We start from the raw sequence: 13,676 nt of genomic DNA on the forward strand, positions 1-13,676 counted from the left end.
TCAGATCCGGTTCCGGTTGATCAACTGGCGGGCGATCACGCCACGCTGGATCTCGTTGGTGCCCTCACCCACGATCATCAACGGCGCGTCCCGGAAATACCGCTCCACATCGAACTCCGTCGAATACCCATACCCGCCGTGGATCCGCACCGCGTTCAACGCCACCTCCATCGCCGTCTCCGACGCGAACAGCTTCGCCATCCCCGCCTCCATGTCACACCGCTGCCCCGAGTCATACCGACGAGCAGCCATCAACACCAGCTGCCGCGCCGCCTCCAGCTTCGTCGCCATGTCCGCCAGATAGTTCCCGATCGACTGATGCTGCCAGATCGGCTTACCGAAGGTCTCCCGCTCCTGGGCATACCGCAGCGAATCCTCCAGTGCGGCCCGCGCCACGCCCAGGGCCCGGGACGCCACCTGGATCCGCCCGACCTCCAGCCCGCGCATCATCTGCGCGAACCCCTGCCCCTCGACACCACCCAGCACCGCACCGGCCGGGACGCGGAGGTCGTCGAAGGACAGCTCGCAGCTCTCCACACCCTTGTAGCCCAGCTTCGGCAGATCGCGGGAGACGTGGAACCCGGCGCCCTTTTCCACCAGCAGCACGCTGATCCCCCGGTGCGGCGGGTCAGCCGCCGGGTCGGTTTTGCACAGCAGCGCGACCAGGTCCGAGCGGCGCGCGTTGGTGATCCAGGTCTTGGACCCGTTCACCACGTACTCCGGCCCGTCGCGGCGCGCGGTCGTGCGCAGGGCCTGCAGGTCGGATCCGCCGCCGGGCTCGGTGAGCGCCATCGTGGCCCGCAGCTCGCCGGTCGCCATCCGCGGCAGGTAGCGGTCCTGCTGCTCCCGCGTGCCGTAGTCGACCAGCAGCTTGGCGACCACCGTGTGCCCGCCCATCGCCCCGGCCAGGCTCATCCAGCCACGGGACAGTTCCTCGGTGACCGCGGCGTAGCACTGCGCCGACACCGACGCCTCACCCCACGGCGCCGGGATCGCCAGCCCGAAGATGCCCATCTGCTTCATCGCCTCGATGAGCTTCTCCGGATAGGCGTTCGCGTGCTCCAGCTCCCGCGCCACCGGCCGCACCTCGCGGTCGACCCACTCGCCGACCGCCGCGACGATCGCCGTCTCGTCCTCGGTCAGGCCGTCCATCCGGTGTCCTTCCTGCCTTGCGTGGTTCTCACTGTCGCTCACCCGCCGATCACGCGTCGAGCGCGCAGCTCCTCGACCCGCGCGGACGGCAGCAGTTCGGCGAGCACCTCGGCGGTGTGGCTGCCGAGCTCCGGCGCGGGCGACGGCCCCGCCTGCCGGCCGTCGAACACCAGCGGCGGGCCGGCGCGAGGTAGCCGCCGATGCCGGGCTGCGCGAGTGGCGCGAACAGCGGGTGCCGCGCCAGCGCCGGATCGCGCGCCAGTTCGGCGAACGTGCGGTAGCGCGACCACAGCACCGACGTCGGCCGCAGCACCCCCGCCACCTCGTCGCACGTGCGCGCCTCGATCCACGCCCCGAACAAGCCGGCGAGCACCTCCCGGTGCCGGTAGCGGTCGGCGGCTTTCGTGAAGTCGGCGGCGAGCGTGTCCTCCAGCGCGGCGACGACGGCCTCGGTGCCGGTCGCGGTGACCAGGTCGCGCCAGTGCCGCGGCGTCAGGACCAGCACCATCAGCCGGGCGCCGTCGGCGGTGCGGAAGTCGCGGCCGAAGTCCCCGTAGATCTGGTTGCCGATGCGGCCGCGGGGATCGTCGCGCAGCTGCGCCTCGGCGAGGTAGCCGAGGTTGCCCGCGGTCGCCAGCGCGACGTCCTCCAAAGCCACGGTCAGACAGGCGCCCTCGCCCGTGCGCCGCCGCAGCCGTTCCGCGGCGAGCAGCCCGACGGCGAGGTACAGGCCGGTGGCCACGTCCCACGCGGGCAGCACGTGGTTGACCGGGCCGGTCCGGTCCTCGGGGCCGGTCAGGCCGGCGAACCCGCACGCCGCGTTGACGGTGTAGTCGACGGCGGTGCCGCCGTCCCGGGTGCCGTGGAGCTGGACGTGGATCAGGTCAGGACGGCGGCGCCGGAGGTCGGCGGGGGACAGGCCGGGCCGGGGCCGCGCGTTGGTCAGCACGATGCCGCCGTCCGGCCCGCTCGCCGCCACCAGGTCGGCGACCAGCGCCGCGCCTTCGGGGGAGCGCAGGTCGATCGCCACCGACCGCTTGCCCTGGTTGAGCCCCGCCCAGTAGAGGCTTGCCCCGTTCGGCGCGAGCGGCCAGCGTTGCCGGTCGGCCCCGCCGCCGAGCGGGTCGACGCGGATGACGTCGGCGCCCAGCTGCGCGAGCGTCATCCCGCCCAGCGGCGAGGCGACGTAACTGGACAGCTCGATCACCCGCAGCCCGGCCAGCGGCGCCGTCACCGGGCGTCCAGGTCGAGGCGGTCGCTGGTCAGTGCGCGCACGTCCGTGAGTGCCGGGTTCTCGACCGGGACCGGGCCGCCCGTCTGCCGGGCATCGGCCACACAGGTCGCGATCACGGCGACTCCCCTCGGGCGGTCCGACAAGCACTCACAAAGACTCTATTCTATAGAATCGGCCTGATGTCAGCCGCCGGTTACCGACCTCACACTTTTTCTATGGGATATAGGATGGCCGCGGATGTCCGGCCTGGAGGCGCGTCATGGGTGCACCGCACGGCCGCGGGAGCAGCCTGCGGCGCACGTCGTTCGAGAACAAGCAGCAGCTCAGCGAAAAGGTCGCCGCCTACATCCGCGAGGGCATCATGGTCGGCCAGTTCCGCGCCGGCGAGTACATCCGCACCGAGCGGCTGGCCGAGGAGCTCGGCGTCAGTCCGACCCCGGTGCGGGAGGCGCTGATGCTGCTGGGCAGCGAGGGGTCGGTGCGGTGGGAGCCGCGGCGCGGCTACCGGGTCGTGCCGCTGACCACGCGGGACGTCGGCGACCTGTTCCGGGTGCAGGCCTTCATCGCGGGCGAGCTCGCCGCGCGCGCCGCCACCGAGCTGCGGGACGAGGAACTGGACCTGCTGGAGGAGACCCAGGCCAAGCTGGAGCAGGCCGAGCGGGACGGCGACTTCGACCTCGTGGAGACGCTGAACTACCGGATCCACCGCACGATCAACAAGGCGTCGGACTCGGCGCGGCTGGCCGTCCTGCTCGGCGTCACGGTGAACTACGTGCCGCTGGGGTACTACGCGTCGATCGAGGGGTGGTCGTCGGCCTCGGCCCACGACCACAGCTCGATCTTCCAGGCCTTGCGGGCCCGTGACCCGGAGGGGGCCCGCAAGGCGATGTCGGCGCACATCGAGCACGTGGGCGGGCAGCTCGTGGAGCACCTGCGCCGGCGCGAAGTGCTCAGCTGACCGTCTTCGTCGCGACCGCGACCAGGTACTCCCAGTCCGCGGCGAACGTGCCGTCGTCGGCGAGGTTGTTCTCCTCGGCGAGGGCGATGAGGTCGGCGCGGAAGGCCTCCCGCCCGTCCGGGGACAGGCGTTGCGCGGCCATGTGCGTCGGGCCGTAGTGGGTGAGGAAGAAGTCGGCGAAGTGCGCCGGGTTCGCGAACTTCTCCCGCACCGTCGCGGTGGTGCACGTCAGGCCGGTGACCCGGTCGCCGAACAGTTCCCGCACGGTCTCCTCGGTGCCCCAGCGGGTGGGCGGCAGGGCGCCCGCCGGTGGCGGCGCGTGCCGTCCGACGGTCGCGAGCAGCTTGCCGATGAACCCGGCCGGTGTCCAGCTGGCCATCGCGATCGTGCCGCCGGGGCGGCAGACGCGGAGCAGTTCGTCGGCGGCGCGCTGGTGGTCGGCGGTGAACATGACGCCGATGGCGGAGAGCACGACGTCCCACTCGCCGTCGGCGCAGGGCAGGTTCTCGGCGTCCGCCTCGCGGAACCGCACGTCCAGCCCTTCCGCCTCGGCCCGCCTGCGGGCGACGTCGAGCAGCGCGGGCACGTAGTCGATGCCGGTGACGCGGCAGAACCGGCGGGCCGCGGCGAGCGCGACGTGCCCGGTCCCGGTGGCGACGTCGAGCACCTTGTCGCCGGGCCGCAGGTCCGCGGCGGCGCACAGGGTCTCCGCGAGCGGGACGGTCAGCCACGCGACGCGCCCGTAGTCGCCGCTGCTCCAGGTCTTGTGCTGCCTGGCCTTGATCTCGTCGAAGGTGGTGGTGGTCATCGTGATCCTTTCTCCGGTTGTGACAGGGGCAGTGCGAGCGTGGTGACGCCCTCGGCGTGGAGCCCGCCGTAGGGCGCGATTTCGGTGAGGCCGTACGAGCGGTACAGGTACTCCGCGCCTGGCATGGCGTCCGGTTTGGTCTGCAGCCACAGCGCGGTGAACCCGAGGTCGGTGGCGGCCGCGACGGCCGCGGCGATCAGGTCCCGGCCCAGGCCGTGCCCGCGCGCCCGCGGGTTCACGTACATCCGCTTCAGTTCGCCGGTGCGGCCGGCGAGCCGGTGAACCGCGACCATCCCGGCCGGCCGGGAACCGAGCCGCGCCGGCACGAGCGCGCCGGCGGGCGGCCGGTAGAAGCCGGGCAGGTCGTCGAACTCGGCGACGGCCGCCGGCTGCGCGGCGGTCAGGTCGAGACCGACGTGCGTGCCGATCCAGTCCAGGTATTCGCGCAGCAGCGACCGGGCGTCGCGCGAGTCGCGGTCCGCTTGCGCGTGGGTGAGGGTCGCGGTCACGGCTCGGCCTCGCCCGCGGGGATGCGCTGGTGCGTGCGGAAGACGTCGTGCGGGTCCCACGCGGCCTTGACCCGGGCCAGCCGGGCGGCGCTCGACCCGAAGGCGCGGCGCATCCGGGCGCCGCCCTCGTCGCCGAGGAAGTTCGGGTATGTCGCGCCAGCCGACCAGGGCCGCAGGTCGTCGCGGAAGGCGTGGGCCAGCGCGCGGCACCGGTCGTCGTCGGCGGGGTCCTCCCACAGCAGCAGCGGGTGCACGATGAACCGCGTGTCCCGCCCGGCCAGCGGCGAGTGGTCCGGCCCGGTGCGCGCCACCGCGCCGCCCCAGGCCACGACGAACAGCTGCGACGGGCCGGCGGGCAGCTCGGCGGCGCGCCGCACGAGCGCGTCGATCGCCGGATCGGGCAGGTCGGTGACGTTTTCGGCGGTCCAGTAGTTGCGGTAGCCGGGCGGGTCGTCCAGCGAGCACTGGAAGTCCGCGTAGGGAGTCGGGCCGAAGAAGTCGGCGGCGGGGCCCAGTGTCCGGATTGGACCGAGCGCCCGCGCGCCCGCCTCGACCGAGCCCGCCCACATTCCGGCGATCGCCACCGCGGGCCGTCCCCGCAGCGACGTGTCGTCCGGTCCGGTGACGAACGCGCACGCCAGCGACAGCTCGTCCGGGGCCGTCCGCATCACCTCGCGGAAGGCCCGCAGCACCTCGCTCCCGCGGCCGGCGTCGAACAGCGCCACCCCGGCGTACACCTCGGGGCCGACCGGGTGCAGCGCGAGTTCCAGCGCCGTGACGACACCGAAACCCCCGCCGCCACCGCGCAGCGCCCACAGCAGGCCCGGGTTCTCGTCCGGGGTGGCGCGGACGATCCGGCCGTCCCAGGTGACCAGTTCGGCGGCCAGGAGGTTGTCGCAGGCCAGGCCGTGCTTGCGTTCGAGCCAGCCGGAGCCGCCGCCGAGCGTCAGCCCGGCGACGCCGGTGGTGGACACGCGCCCGCCGGTGGTCGCCAGGCCGTGCACCTGGGTCTCCCGGTCCAGGTCCGCCCAGATCGCGCCGCCGCCGACGCGGGCGACGCGGCGGTCCGGGTCGACCTCGACGTCGGCGAGGTTGCGCAGGTCGAGCACCAGACCGTCGTCGCACAGCGAGAGCCCGGCGACGGAGTGCCCGCCGGCGCGCACCGCGACCGGGAGGTCGTGCTCGCGGGCGAAGGCCAGCGCGGCGACCACGTCCTCGGCGGCGACGCATTCGGCCACCAGCCGCGGCCGCCGCCGCACCATCGTGTTGAACAGGCGGCAGCTGTCCTCGAAGTAGGGGTCGCCGGGTTCGTGCACGCCACCGTCGAGGCGGAAGCGGAACTCCGCGATGCCGGCGGAACGGGTCGTCGTCATGGCCCCAGCATCGGCGCGGTGGTGCCCGCGCGGCTTCGCCTGGACCGGCCATGCCGGCGAATGGCCGGAACGGGCCAGTGCTCAGAGCAGTCCGGCGCGGGTCGCGGCCGCCACCGCCGCCGCGCGGGAGGGCACGCCGAGTTTGGTGCGGATGTTGGCGATGTGCCGGTGCACGGTGTGGGCGCTGAGGAACAGCCGCCGCGCGATCGCGGCGTCGTTCAGGCCCTGCGCGACCAGGCGCAGGATGTCGGTCTCGCGCGGGCTGAGGTCGCCGCTCGCGCGGCCGGTCCGGGAACCGAGGAGCGCGAGCGCGTCCCGTGCCGCCTTCGCCGCCGCGGCCGCCTGCCCGGCACGGCCGAGCGCGCCGAGGGCCTCGGCGAGGACGAGCCGGGCCTGCGCCGCCTCGAAGGGGGCCGAGCACGCGGTGAACAGGTCGAGGGCGTCCTCGGCGGCGCGCCGCGCGGGATCGTGCTCGCCGCCCGCGACGAGCACCTGCGCGCGGACGAGCCGCCCCCGCCCGTGCATGTACGGCGTGGCGAGCGGCTCGATCTGCTGTTCCAGCCGCCCGGCCGCCGCCGCGGCGCCGTCGTGGTCGCCCGCGGCCGCCAGTGCGCGGGCGAGGAGTTCGAGCGCGGGCAGGCGGTCCAGGACACCGGCCTCGTCGAGCCGCCGCAGCACGCGGTCGGCGGCGTCTGCGGCCGCGGTCGGGTCGCCGGCGGCCAGGTCCAGTTCGCCGAGCGCGACGATGGCCTGCGGCAGCGGCAACGCGGTCTCGAACAGCGCCCGCGCCTCGGTGAGGTCGCCCTGCCGCACCCGCAGGCGGCCCAGCCGGACGGCGGTCGGGCCGGCCAGCGCGGGCCGCGTGGTGCTCAGGTCGGCCATCGCGTCGAGGAGTTCCTGCTCGGCCGACCGCCAGTCGCCGCCGGTCGCGAGGACCTCGCCGTAGGCGGTGCGGCAGGCGCCGAAGAAGTGCCTGCCGTGCCACGCCGACGACCAGGTGTGCAGGGCCCGGCACCACTGCTCCGCGCGGGCGAAGTCGCCGACGTCCGCGCACGCCGACACCGTGTGGCACAGCGCCCAGCCGGGCGCGACGGCCTCGGCGAAGTCCTCGCCGACGGCCAGCGCCGCGGACTCGTCGAGGAAGCCGAGTCCCTCGGCGATCGATCCGGACGCGACGAGCGCGCACCCGAGCACCGCGAGCGCGACGACCTCCACGCCGGTGTCGGCGATGCTCCGGGCCAGGTGCAGCGCCTCCCGCGCGAGCCGCTCGCCGGTGACCGGATCGAAGTGCGCCAGCAGCGCCATGTCCGCTTCGAGCACGACCAGGAAACCCAGCTCGGGACAGGCGCCGGTGACCAGTGCGCGGCCGCGCCGGATCCACGCCGCGGCGAGCGCGTCGTCACCGCGGAAGTCGAGGTGGTCCGAGGCCAGCCACATCGCCATCCGCGCCGCCGCGCGGTCGTCGCCGCGGGCCCGGTAGCCGCGGTAGGCGCGTTCGCGGGCGGCGATCGTGCCCGCCTCGTCGCCCAGCCACCAGGCCGCGCGGCTCAGACCGTCCCAGGCCTCGGGCGTGTCCGCCGCCGACGCCGTGGCGAAGTGCGCGTGCGCCTCGGCCCACGCCGCGCGTTCCAGCGCCAGCCGGCCCGCGGCCAGCGCGTCCGTGGTTGCCGCACTCATCCGGTGCTCCCCGCGTTGGTGGGACCACCGTAGAGCGGAATCAGTTCATCGTCACGGAGAAGTCGGTGACGGTGAAGCGGGCCGGCACGCCGCCGGTGGAGCAGAACTCGATGCCGTAGCCGATCTGGTTGACGGTCGGGTTCGGCGGGATGTAGCCGCGGCCGACCGACCAGTCGATCATCGCCTTGATGTCGATGGCGCCGGAGTACTGGGTGGACTGCGCGACGAAGGCGAGGTAGTCGTCGCCGTCGTACCAGACGTCGTAGGTCACGCCGCCCGCGGTGTAGGTCGCGACCTTCTCCCCGGAGGGCACCTGGTTGTGGTTCTCCGTCCACACCATCAGTTCGGTGACCCCGGGCTGCTGGCCGACGCCGTTGAGCCAGATGTCGTAGGCGACGTTGTAGATCCCGGTGGCGGGACCGCGGCCGGCGAACGTGGAGGTGATGGTGGAGTAGTCCGACAGCGGGGCGCCGTCGAGGTTGTTGATGTCCTTGTGGACGTTCGGGTAGGTCTTCACCGACGTGGTGTCGGGCTGGGTGGAGTCGACGTACCAGTTGTCGTAGGAGCAGGCGTACAGGGTCTCCGGGCCCGCCTCGTCCTGGTTCCACATGTTGTTGTGCACGTAGTAGCCGCCATTCGACCAGCCGCCGTCGGGGTCGCTGGTGGTGAACACCGGGTCGGTGCAGGTCTCCTCCGGCGCCGGGGTGCTCGCGGCGGAGGTGGCGGACGTGCTCCGGGGCGTCGTGCCGCTGGACTCGGTGGACGAACTGGGTGTGCTGGGTGTGCTGGACGGGGCGCGGGTCGTGCTGCTCGCCGCGGCGCTCGTCGGACTGGGCGCGGGGCTCGCGCTGGACGAGGTGGCCTGGCTACTGCGGGAGGCCTGCGCGGCCCAGGAACTCCCGGGCTCGCAGGCGGTGGCGCTGAGCAGGACCAGGGGAGCGGTGAGCAGCACCGCCGGCAACGTGCGTTTCATGTGCGATCTTTCCGTGTTCCGGTTGGTCCCCCAGCCGAACGGTTCGGAAAGCTAGCACAGATAACGGGAAGATCACATCACCATCACGGGAAAGTGTCCGCTGCGCCACGTCCTCCCCTGGCAGCGCGGTGAACACGGAACCACGTGAAGACCTCGCGCACGACGAGATCCTCCTGTCCATGAGCAGGCGGCCCAGTACACCCCGGACAGCCACCCCGCGTAGTCCACCGGCGGGATCGGGTCAGCGGTGTCCCGGCCGCCTTCGACTTCTCCGACAGCGTTTACCGGGTCGCGACCCCGGAAGCCCGGAACAGCCCGCGATCGCCGCCTCGCGCCGGCCCTCGGCGAGTCCAGCGCCGTCTGTGCGCGGCGTTCGACGGCCGCTCGTGAGGGGGTCAGGCGCGGCGCTGCTCGGCCTCCAGGCGTTCGGCCTCCTCGCCGCCGATCGCTTCGCCGCGGGCGACCAGCCCGGCCACGTCAGAGAGCGGGATCTGTTTCAGCACCAGCGACAACGCGAACGCGATCCCGATGAACGGCAGCAGGTACCAGAACACCGGGGCGAGCGCGTCGGCGTAGGCGGTCACCACGCCGTCGCGTACCGGTGCCGGGAGCTGGTTCAGCACGGCCGGGTCGAGGGTCGCGGTGGCGGCCGAGGCGTCCGCCGCCGACGCGCCGGCCGCGGTGAAGACGCCGTTGAGGTTCTCCGTCAGCCGCGTGGTGAAGATCGTGCCGAACACCGCCGTGCCGAGCGCCGCGCCGACCTCGCGGAAGTAGTTGTTCGTGCTCGTCGCGGTGCCGATCATCGCCGCGGGCACCGCGTTCTGCACCACCAGCACGACGACCTGCATGATCAGCCCGAGCCCGGCGCCGAACACGAACAGGTACACGCAGATCAGCCAGATCGGCGTGTCCGCGGCGAGCGTGGTCATCAGGACCATCGCCACGGCGGTGACCACCGTGCCGAGGATCGGGTGGATCCGGTACCGCCCGGTCTTCGTGATCGCCGACCCGGACACGATCGAGGTGCCGATCAGGCCGACCATCATCGGCAGGAGCAACAGGCCGGACGCGGCCGCCGAGGTGCCCGAGGACATCTGCAGGAACGTGGGCACGAACCCGATCGCGGCGAACATGCCGAGGCCCAGCGCGAGCCCGATCGCGGTGGCGTTGACGAAGATCCCGTTGCGGAACAGGCTCAGCGGGATGATCGGGTCCGCGGCGCGCTTCTCGGCCACGACGAAGGCCACCGCCGACACGAGCAGGCCCAGGCCCCACGCCCAGGTCTCCATCGCGGCCCAGCCGTGGTCCTTGTCGCCCCCGAAGTCGGTGAAGAAGATCAGGCAGGTGGTGGCCAGCGACAGGGACACCACGCCGGCCAGGTCGATGGGCTGGGTCGCCTTCTTGCTCGGCAGCGTCAGCGCGACCAGCGCGATGACGAACGCCGCGACGCCGACCGGGATGTTGATGTAGAACGCCCACTGCCAGGTGAGGTGGTCGACGAAGAACCCGCCGAGCAGCGGGCCGCCGACGGCCGACAGCCCGAACACGCCGCCGAGCGGGCCCAGGTACTTGCCGCGCTCGTTGGCGGGCACGATGTCGGCGATGATCGCCTGGGACAGGATCATCAGCCCGCCGCCGCCGAAGCCCTGCAGCGCGCGGAACACCACGAACACCCAGAAGTCGGTGGCGAACGCGCACCCCACGGAGGCGAGGGTGAACAACGCGATCGCGACGAGGAACAGCCGCCGGCGGCCGAGGACGTCGCCGAACTTGCCGTAGATCGGCATGACGATCGTGGTCGCGAGCAGGTAGGCGGTGGTGATCCACACCTGGTGCTCGACACCGCCGAGGTCGCCGACGATGGTCGGCATCGCGGTCGCCACGATCGTCTGGTCGAGGCTGGACAGCAGCATGCCCGCGATGAGGGCGCTGAAGATGATCCAGATCCGCCGCTGGGTCAGCAGCAGCGGGGCGGGCGCGGTGGTCGTCATGGCGTCCGTTCGGTGTCGGGGGACAGGAGGGTGCGCGCGGCGGCGAGCCGGCGCGTGAGGAGGTCGCCGAAGCTGGTCGTGTTGCCCTCGCGGAGGAACTCGCGCACCGAGGCGCCGGCGAGGGCGCCGACGATCTGGACCGCGGCGGCGGCCCGCAGGTCGCCCGCGGGCAGTCCCTCGCGGCGCTCGACCAGCTCCACATCGGACTGTTCGTCGCGCAGCAGGTACTCGAAGAACTTGGCGAGCAGGCGGGGTTCCCGCTCGACGGCGGCCTGGACCTCGCGGCACTTCTCGATCGTCATGTCGGCGCGCACCCACCGTCCCGCGGTGAGCCGCACCAGGTCGCCGAGCAGGTCGCCGCCTCCGGCCAGGAACTCCTCGACCAGGTCGTGATCGTCCCGGTGCGCGGACCGGCCGAGGACGGCGTCGTCCTTGGTGGCGAAGTAGTTGAAGAAGGTGCGGCGTGAGATGCCGGCCCGCTCGCACACCTCCTCGACGGTGAAGCCGGTCAGCCCCCGCTCGGCGGTGAGCTGCCGCGCCACCGTCGTGACCAGGGCTGCGGTGGCGGCCATCCGCCGAGTAATTGCACTATTCATCTCAAAGTGCATTCTTCCACGCCGGGCCTGTCGTTCGCCACCGGGCTCTGCTATGGTTGGTTGTGCACAACTCAATTGGACACAACTGGAGGGACTGACATGACTGAGACGGTGGTCCTGGTGCACGGCGCGTTCGCCGAGTCGGCCAGCTGGAACGGGGTCATCGCCCGGCTGCGGGAGCAGGGGCGCCGGGTCGTGGCGGTGGCGAACCCGCTGCGCAGCCTGGCGGGCGACGCCGAGTACCTGCGGCGGGTGCTGTCCGGGATCGACGGCCCGGTGGTCCTGGCCGGCCACTCGTACGGCGGGATGGTCGCCACGGAGGCTGCGGCGGGGAACCCGCAGGTCAAGGCCCTGGTCTACGTCGCGGCGTTCGCGCCGGAGGCGGGGGAGTCGGCGCTCGGGCTGTCCGGCAAGTACCCCGGCAGCACGCTCGGCGGGACGCTCGACTCGGTCCCGCTCGGCGACGGCAGCAACGACCTGTCGATCAGACCGGACGAGTTCCACGGCCAGTTCGCGGCCGACGTGCCGGCGGACGAGGCCGCGCTGATGGCGGCGACGCAGCGCCCGGTGCGTGACGTGGCCCTGTCGCAGGAGGCGACGAACACGGCGTGGCGCGACATCCCGTCGTGGTTCCTGATCCCGCTGGCGGACAAGAACATCCCGGCGGCGGCGCAGCGGTTCATGGCCGAGCGGGCGGGCGCGCGGAAGGTCGTCGAACTCGACGGCGCCTCGCACGCGGTGGCGGTCTCCGAGCCGGCGGCGGTCGCGGACCTGATCCTCGAAGCGGCGAAATCCGCCTGACGTGAAACGAAAGACGGGGCCCGCGCGGAGTGCGCGGGCCCCGTCGTTCCAGGAGCGTCAGTCGTTGCCGGCTTCCAGCGCGGCGTGGTCGAGCAGCTCGACGTCCTCCGCGGCGCCGCCGCGGGAGGCGATCACCTCGGCGCCGCCCTCGGTCATGGCGCCGATCAGGCCAGTCGAGGCGGCCTGGGCGGCGCCCACCAGCTTCGGCTGCTGGACGTCGCCGGTGCCGACCAGGCCGAGGCCGGCGTACTGCTCCAGGCGTGAGCGCGAGTCGGCGATGTCGAGGTTGCGCATGGTGAGCTGGCCGATGCGGTCGACCGGGCCGAACGCCGCGTCCTCGGTGCGCTCCATCGACAGCTTGTCCGGGTGGTAGCTGAACGACGGGCCGGTGGTGTCGAGGATCGAGTAGTCCTCGCCGCGCCGCAGCCGCAGCGTGACCTCGCCGGTGACCGCCGTGCCGACCCACCGCTGCAGCGACTCGCGCAGCATGAGCGACTGCGGGTCGAGCCAGCGGCCCTCGTACATGAGGCGGCCGAGGCGGCGGCCCTCGTTGTGGTAGCTGGCGATCGTGTCCTCGTTGTGGATCGCGTTGAGCAGCCGCTCGTAGGCGGCGTGCAGCAGCGCCATGCCCGGGGCCTCGTAGATGCCGCGGCTCTTGGCCTCGATGATCCGGTTCTCGATCTGGTCGGACATGCCCAGCCCGTGCCGCCCGCCGATCGCGTTGGCCTCGAGCACCAGGTCGACGGCGGTGGCGAACTCCTTGCCGTTGATGCGCACCGGGCGGCCCTGCTCGAAGGCGATGGTGACGTCCTCGGCGGGGATCTCGACCTCGGGGTCCCAGAACCGGACGCCCATGATCGGCTCGACCAGCTCGATGCCGGCGTCGAGGTGCTCCAGCGCCTTGGCCTCGTGGGTCGCGCCCCAGATGTTCGCGTCGGTCGAGTAGGCCTTCTCGGTGCTGGCACGATAGGGCAGGTTCCGGGCCGTCAGCCACTCCGACATCTCGGTGCGGCCGCCCAGTTCGGTGACGAAGTCGGCGTCCAGCCACGGCTTGTAGATGCGCAGGGCCGGGTTGGCGAGCAGGCCGTACCGGTAGAAGCGCTCGATGTCGTTGCCCTTGAAGGTGGAGCCGTCGCCCCAGATCTGGACGTCGTCCTCCAGCATCGCGCGCACCAGCAGCGTGCCGGTGACCGCGCGGCCGAGCGGGGTGGTGTTGAAGTAGACGCGGCCGCCGGAGCGGATGTGGAAGGCACCGCAGGCCAGGGCGGCCAGCCCTTCCTCGACGAGCGCCTCGCGGCAGTCGACGAGCCGGGCGATCTCCGCGCCGTAGGTCTTGGCGCGGCCCGGCACGGAGGCGATGTCGGGCTCGTCGTACTGCCCGATGTCAGCGGTGTAGGCGCAGGGGACCGCCCCCTTCTCGCGCATCCACGCGACCGCTACCGACGTGTCGAGGCCTCCGGAGAAGGCGATCCCGACACGTTCACCGACAGGCAGAGAGGTGAGCACCTTGGACACGGGAACAGTATATGCATGACGATGCATGATCATGCAATCGGGTGTGGCTGGCGTCTCCGCTCCGGCCCGTGCGGGGTTGGTGAGGCCTC

General features: G+C 72.5%; 13 protein-coding genes. 3 read left to right on the forward strand and 10 right to left on the reverse strand.

Annotated features, from left to right (window positions below):
* Together L2C96_RS00835 and L2C96_RS00840 are read right to left on the reverse strand one after the other, a co-directional pair.
* Positions 1 to 1,152: an acyl-CoA dehydrogenase family protein gene (locus tag L2C96_RS00835; RefSeq protein WP_237334698.1), complete on the reverse strand. Its 1,152-nt coding sequence runs from the start codon at positions 1,150 to 1,152 to the stop codon at positions 1 to 3.
* Between the two features lie 49 nt (positions 1,153 to 1,201).
* Positions 1,202 to 2,386: a CoA transferase gene (locus L2C96_RS00840; protein WP_237334699.1), complete on the reverse strand. Its 1,185-nt coding sequence runs from the start codon at positions 2,384 to 2,386 to the stop codon at positions 1,202 to 1,204.
* Positions 2,387 to 2,645: 259 nt separating this feature from the next.
* Between L2C96_RS00840 and L2C96_RS00845 the strand changes: the two genes are divergently transcribed.
* Positions 2,646 to 3,344, forward strand: a complete 699-nt coding sequence (locus tag L2C96_RS00845; protein WP_237334700.1) for a GntR family transcriptional regulator — start codon at positions 2,646 to 2,648, stop codon at positions 3,342 to 3,344.
* Here L2C96_RS00845 and L2C96_RS00850 read toward each other — a convergent pair.
* The 5 genes from L2C96_RS00850 to L2C96_RS00870 form a co-directional block, all read right to left on the reverse strand.
* A complete protein-coding gene (locus L2C96_RS00850; protein WP_237334701.1) occupies positions 3,337 to 4,152 on the reverse strand; it encodes a class I SAM-dependent methyltransferase in 816 nt (271 codons plus the stop codon). The two genes, L2C96_RS00845 and L2C96_RS00850, sit on opposite strands and share 8 nt — an antisense overlap.
* Positions 4,149 to 4,661: a GNAT family N-acetyltransferase gene (locus L2C96_RS00855; protein ID WP_237334702.1), complete on the reverse strand. Its 513-nt coding sequence runs from the start codon at positions 4,659 to 4,661 to the stop codon at positions 4,149 to 4,151. The genes L2C96_RS00850 and L2C96_RS00855 overlap by 4 nt, the downstream gene beginning before the upstream one ends.
* On the reverse strand, positions 4,658 to 6,034 hold the full coding sequence (locus tag L2C96_RS00860; protein WP_237334703.1) for an FAD-binding oxidoreductase: 1,377 nt from the start codon (positions 6,032 to 6,034) through the stop codon (positions 4,658 to 4,660). The genes L2C96_RS00855 and L2C96_RS00860 overlap by 4 nt, the downstream gene beginning before the upstream one ends.
* Positions 6,035 to 6,115: 81 nt before the next feature.
* Positions 6,116 to 7,711 carry a helix-turn-helix domain-containing protein gene (locus tag L2C96_RS00865; RefSeq protein WP_237334704.1) on the reverse strand — a complete coding sequence of 532 codons (1,596 nt, stop codon included), beginning with the start codon at positions 7,709 to 7,711 and terminating at the stop codon, positions 6,116 to 6,118.
* Between the two features lie 40 nt (positions 7,712 to 7,751).
* A complete protein-coding gene (locus tag L2C96_RS00870; RefSeq protein ID WP_237334705.1) occupies positions 7,752 to 8,384 on the reverse strand; it encodes a GH12 family glycosyl hydrolase domain-containing protein in 633 nt (210 codons plus the stop codon).
* Between L2C96_RS00870 and L2C96_RS44935 the strand changes: the two genes are divergently transcribed.
* On the forward strand, positions 8,377 to 8,739 hold the full coding sequence (locus L2C96_RS44935; RefSeq protein ID WP_237334706.1) for a hypothetical protein: 363 nt from the start codon (positions 8,377 to 8,379) through the stop codon (positions 8,737 to 8,739). The genes L2C96_RS00870 and L2C96_RS44935 overlap by 8 nt on opposite strands.
* A gap of 340 nt (positions 8,740 to 9,079) precedes the next feature.
* Here the strand turns inward: L2C96_RS44935 and L2C96_RS00880 are convergent, their stop codons facing one another.
* Together L2C96_RS00880 and L2C96_RS00885 are read right to left on the reverse strand one after the other, a co-directional pair.
* Positions 9,080 to 10,675: an MDR family MFS transporter gene (locus L2C96_RS00880; protein ID WP_237334707.1), complete on the reverse strand. Its 1,596-nt coding sequence runs from the start codon at positions 10,673 to 10,675 to the stop codon at positions 9,080 to 9,082.
* The gene (locus L2C96_RS00885; RefSeq protein WP_237334708.1) at positions 10,672 to 11,247 is read right to left on the reverse strand and encodes a TetR/AcrR family transcriptional regulator; all 576 of its coding nucleotides are present in this window, start codon (positions 11,245 to 11,247) and stop codon (positions 10,672 to 10,674) included. Before L2C96_RS00885 ends, L2C96_RS00880 begins: the two co-directional genes overlap by 4 nt.
* A gap of 123 nt (positions 11,248 to 11,370) precedes the next feature.
* Between L2C96_RS00885 and L2C96_RS00890 the strand changes: the two genes are divergently transcribed.
* Positions 11,371 to 12,072: an alpha/beta fold hydrolase gene (locus tag L2C96_RS00890; protein ID WP_237334709.1), complete on the forward strand. Its 702-nt coding sequence runs from the start codon at positions 11,371 to 11,373 to the stop codon at positions 12,070 to 12,072.
* Between the two features lie 57 nt (positions 12,073 to 12,129).
* Here the strand turns inward: L2C96_RS00890 and argG are convergent, their stop codons facing one another.
* Positions 12,130 to 13,587, reverse strand: coding sequence for an argininosuccinate synthase (argG, locus tag L2C96_RS00895; RefSeq protein ID WP_020419814.1), 1,458 nt, complete (start codon positions 13,585 to 13,587; stop codon positions 12,130 to 12,132).
* Positions 13,588 to 13,676: the final 89 nt, after the last annotated feature.

The organism is Amycolatopsis tucumanensis (assembly GCF_021654135.1).
GTDB classification, from domain to species: Bacteria; Actinomycetota; Actinomycetes; order Mycobacteriales; family Pseudonocardiaceae; genus Amycolatopsis_E; species Amycolatopsis_E tucumanensis.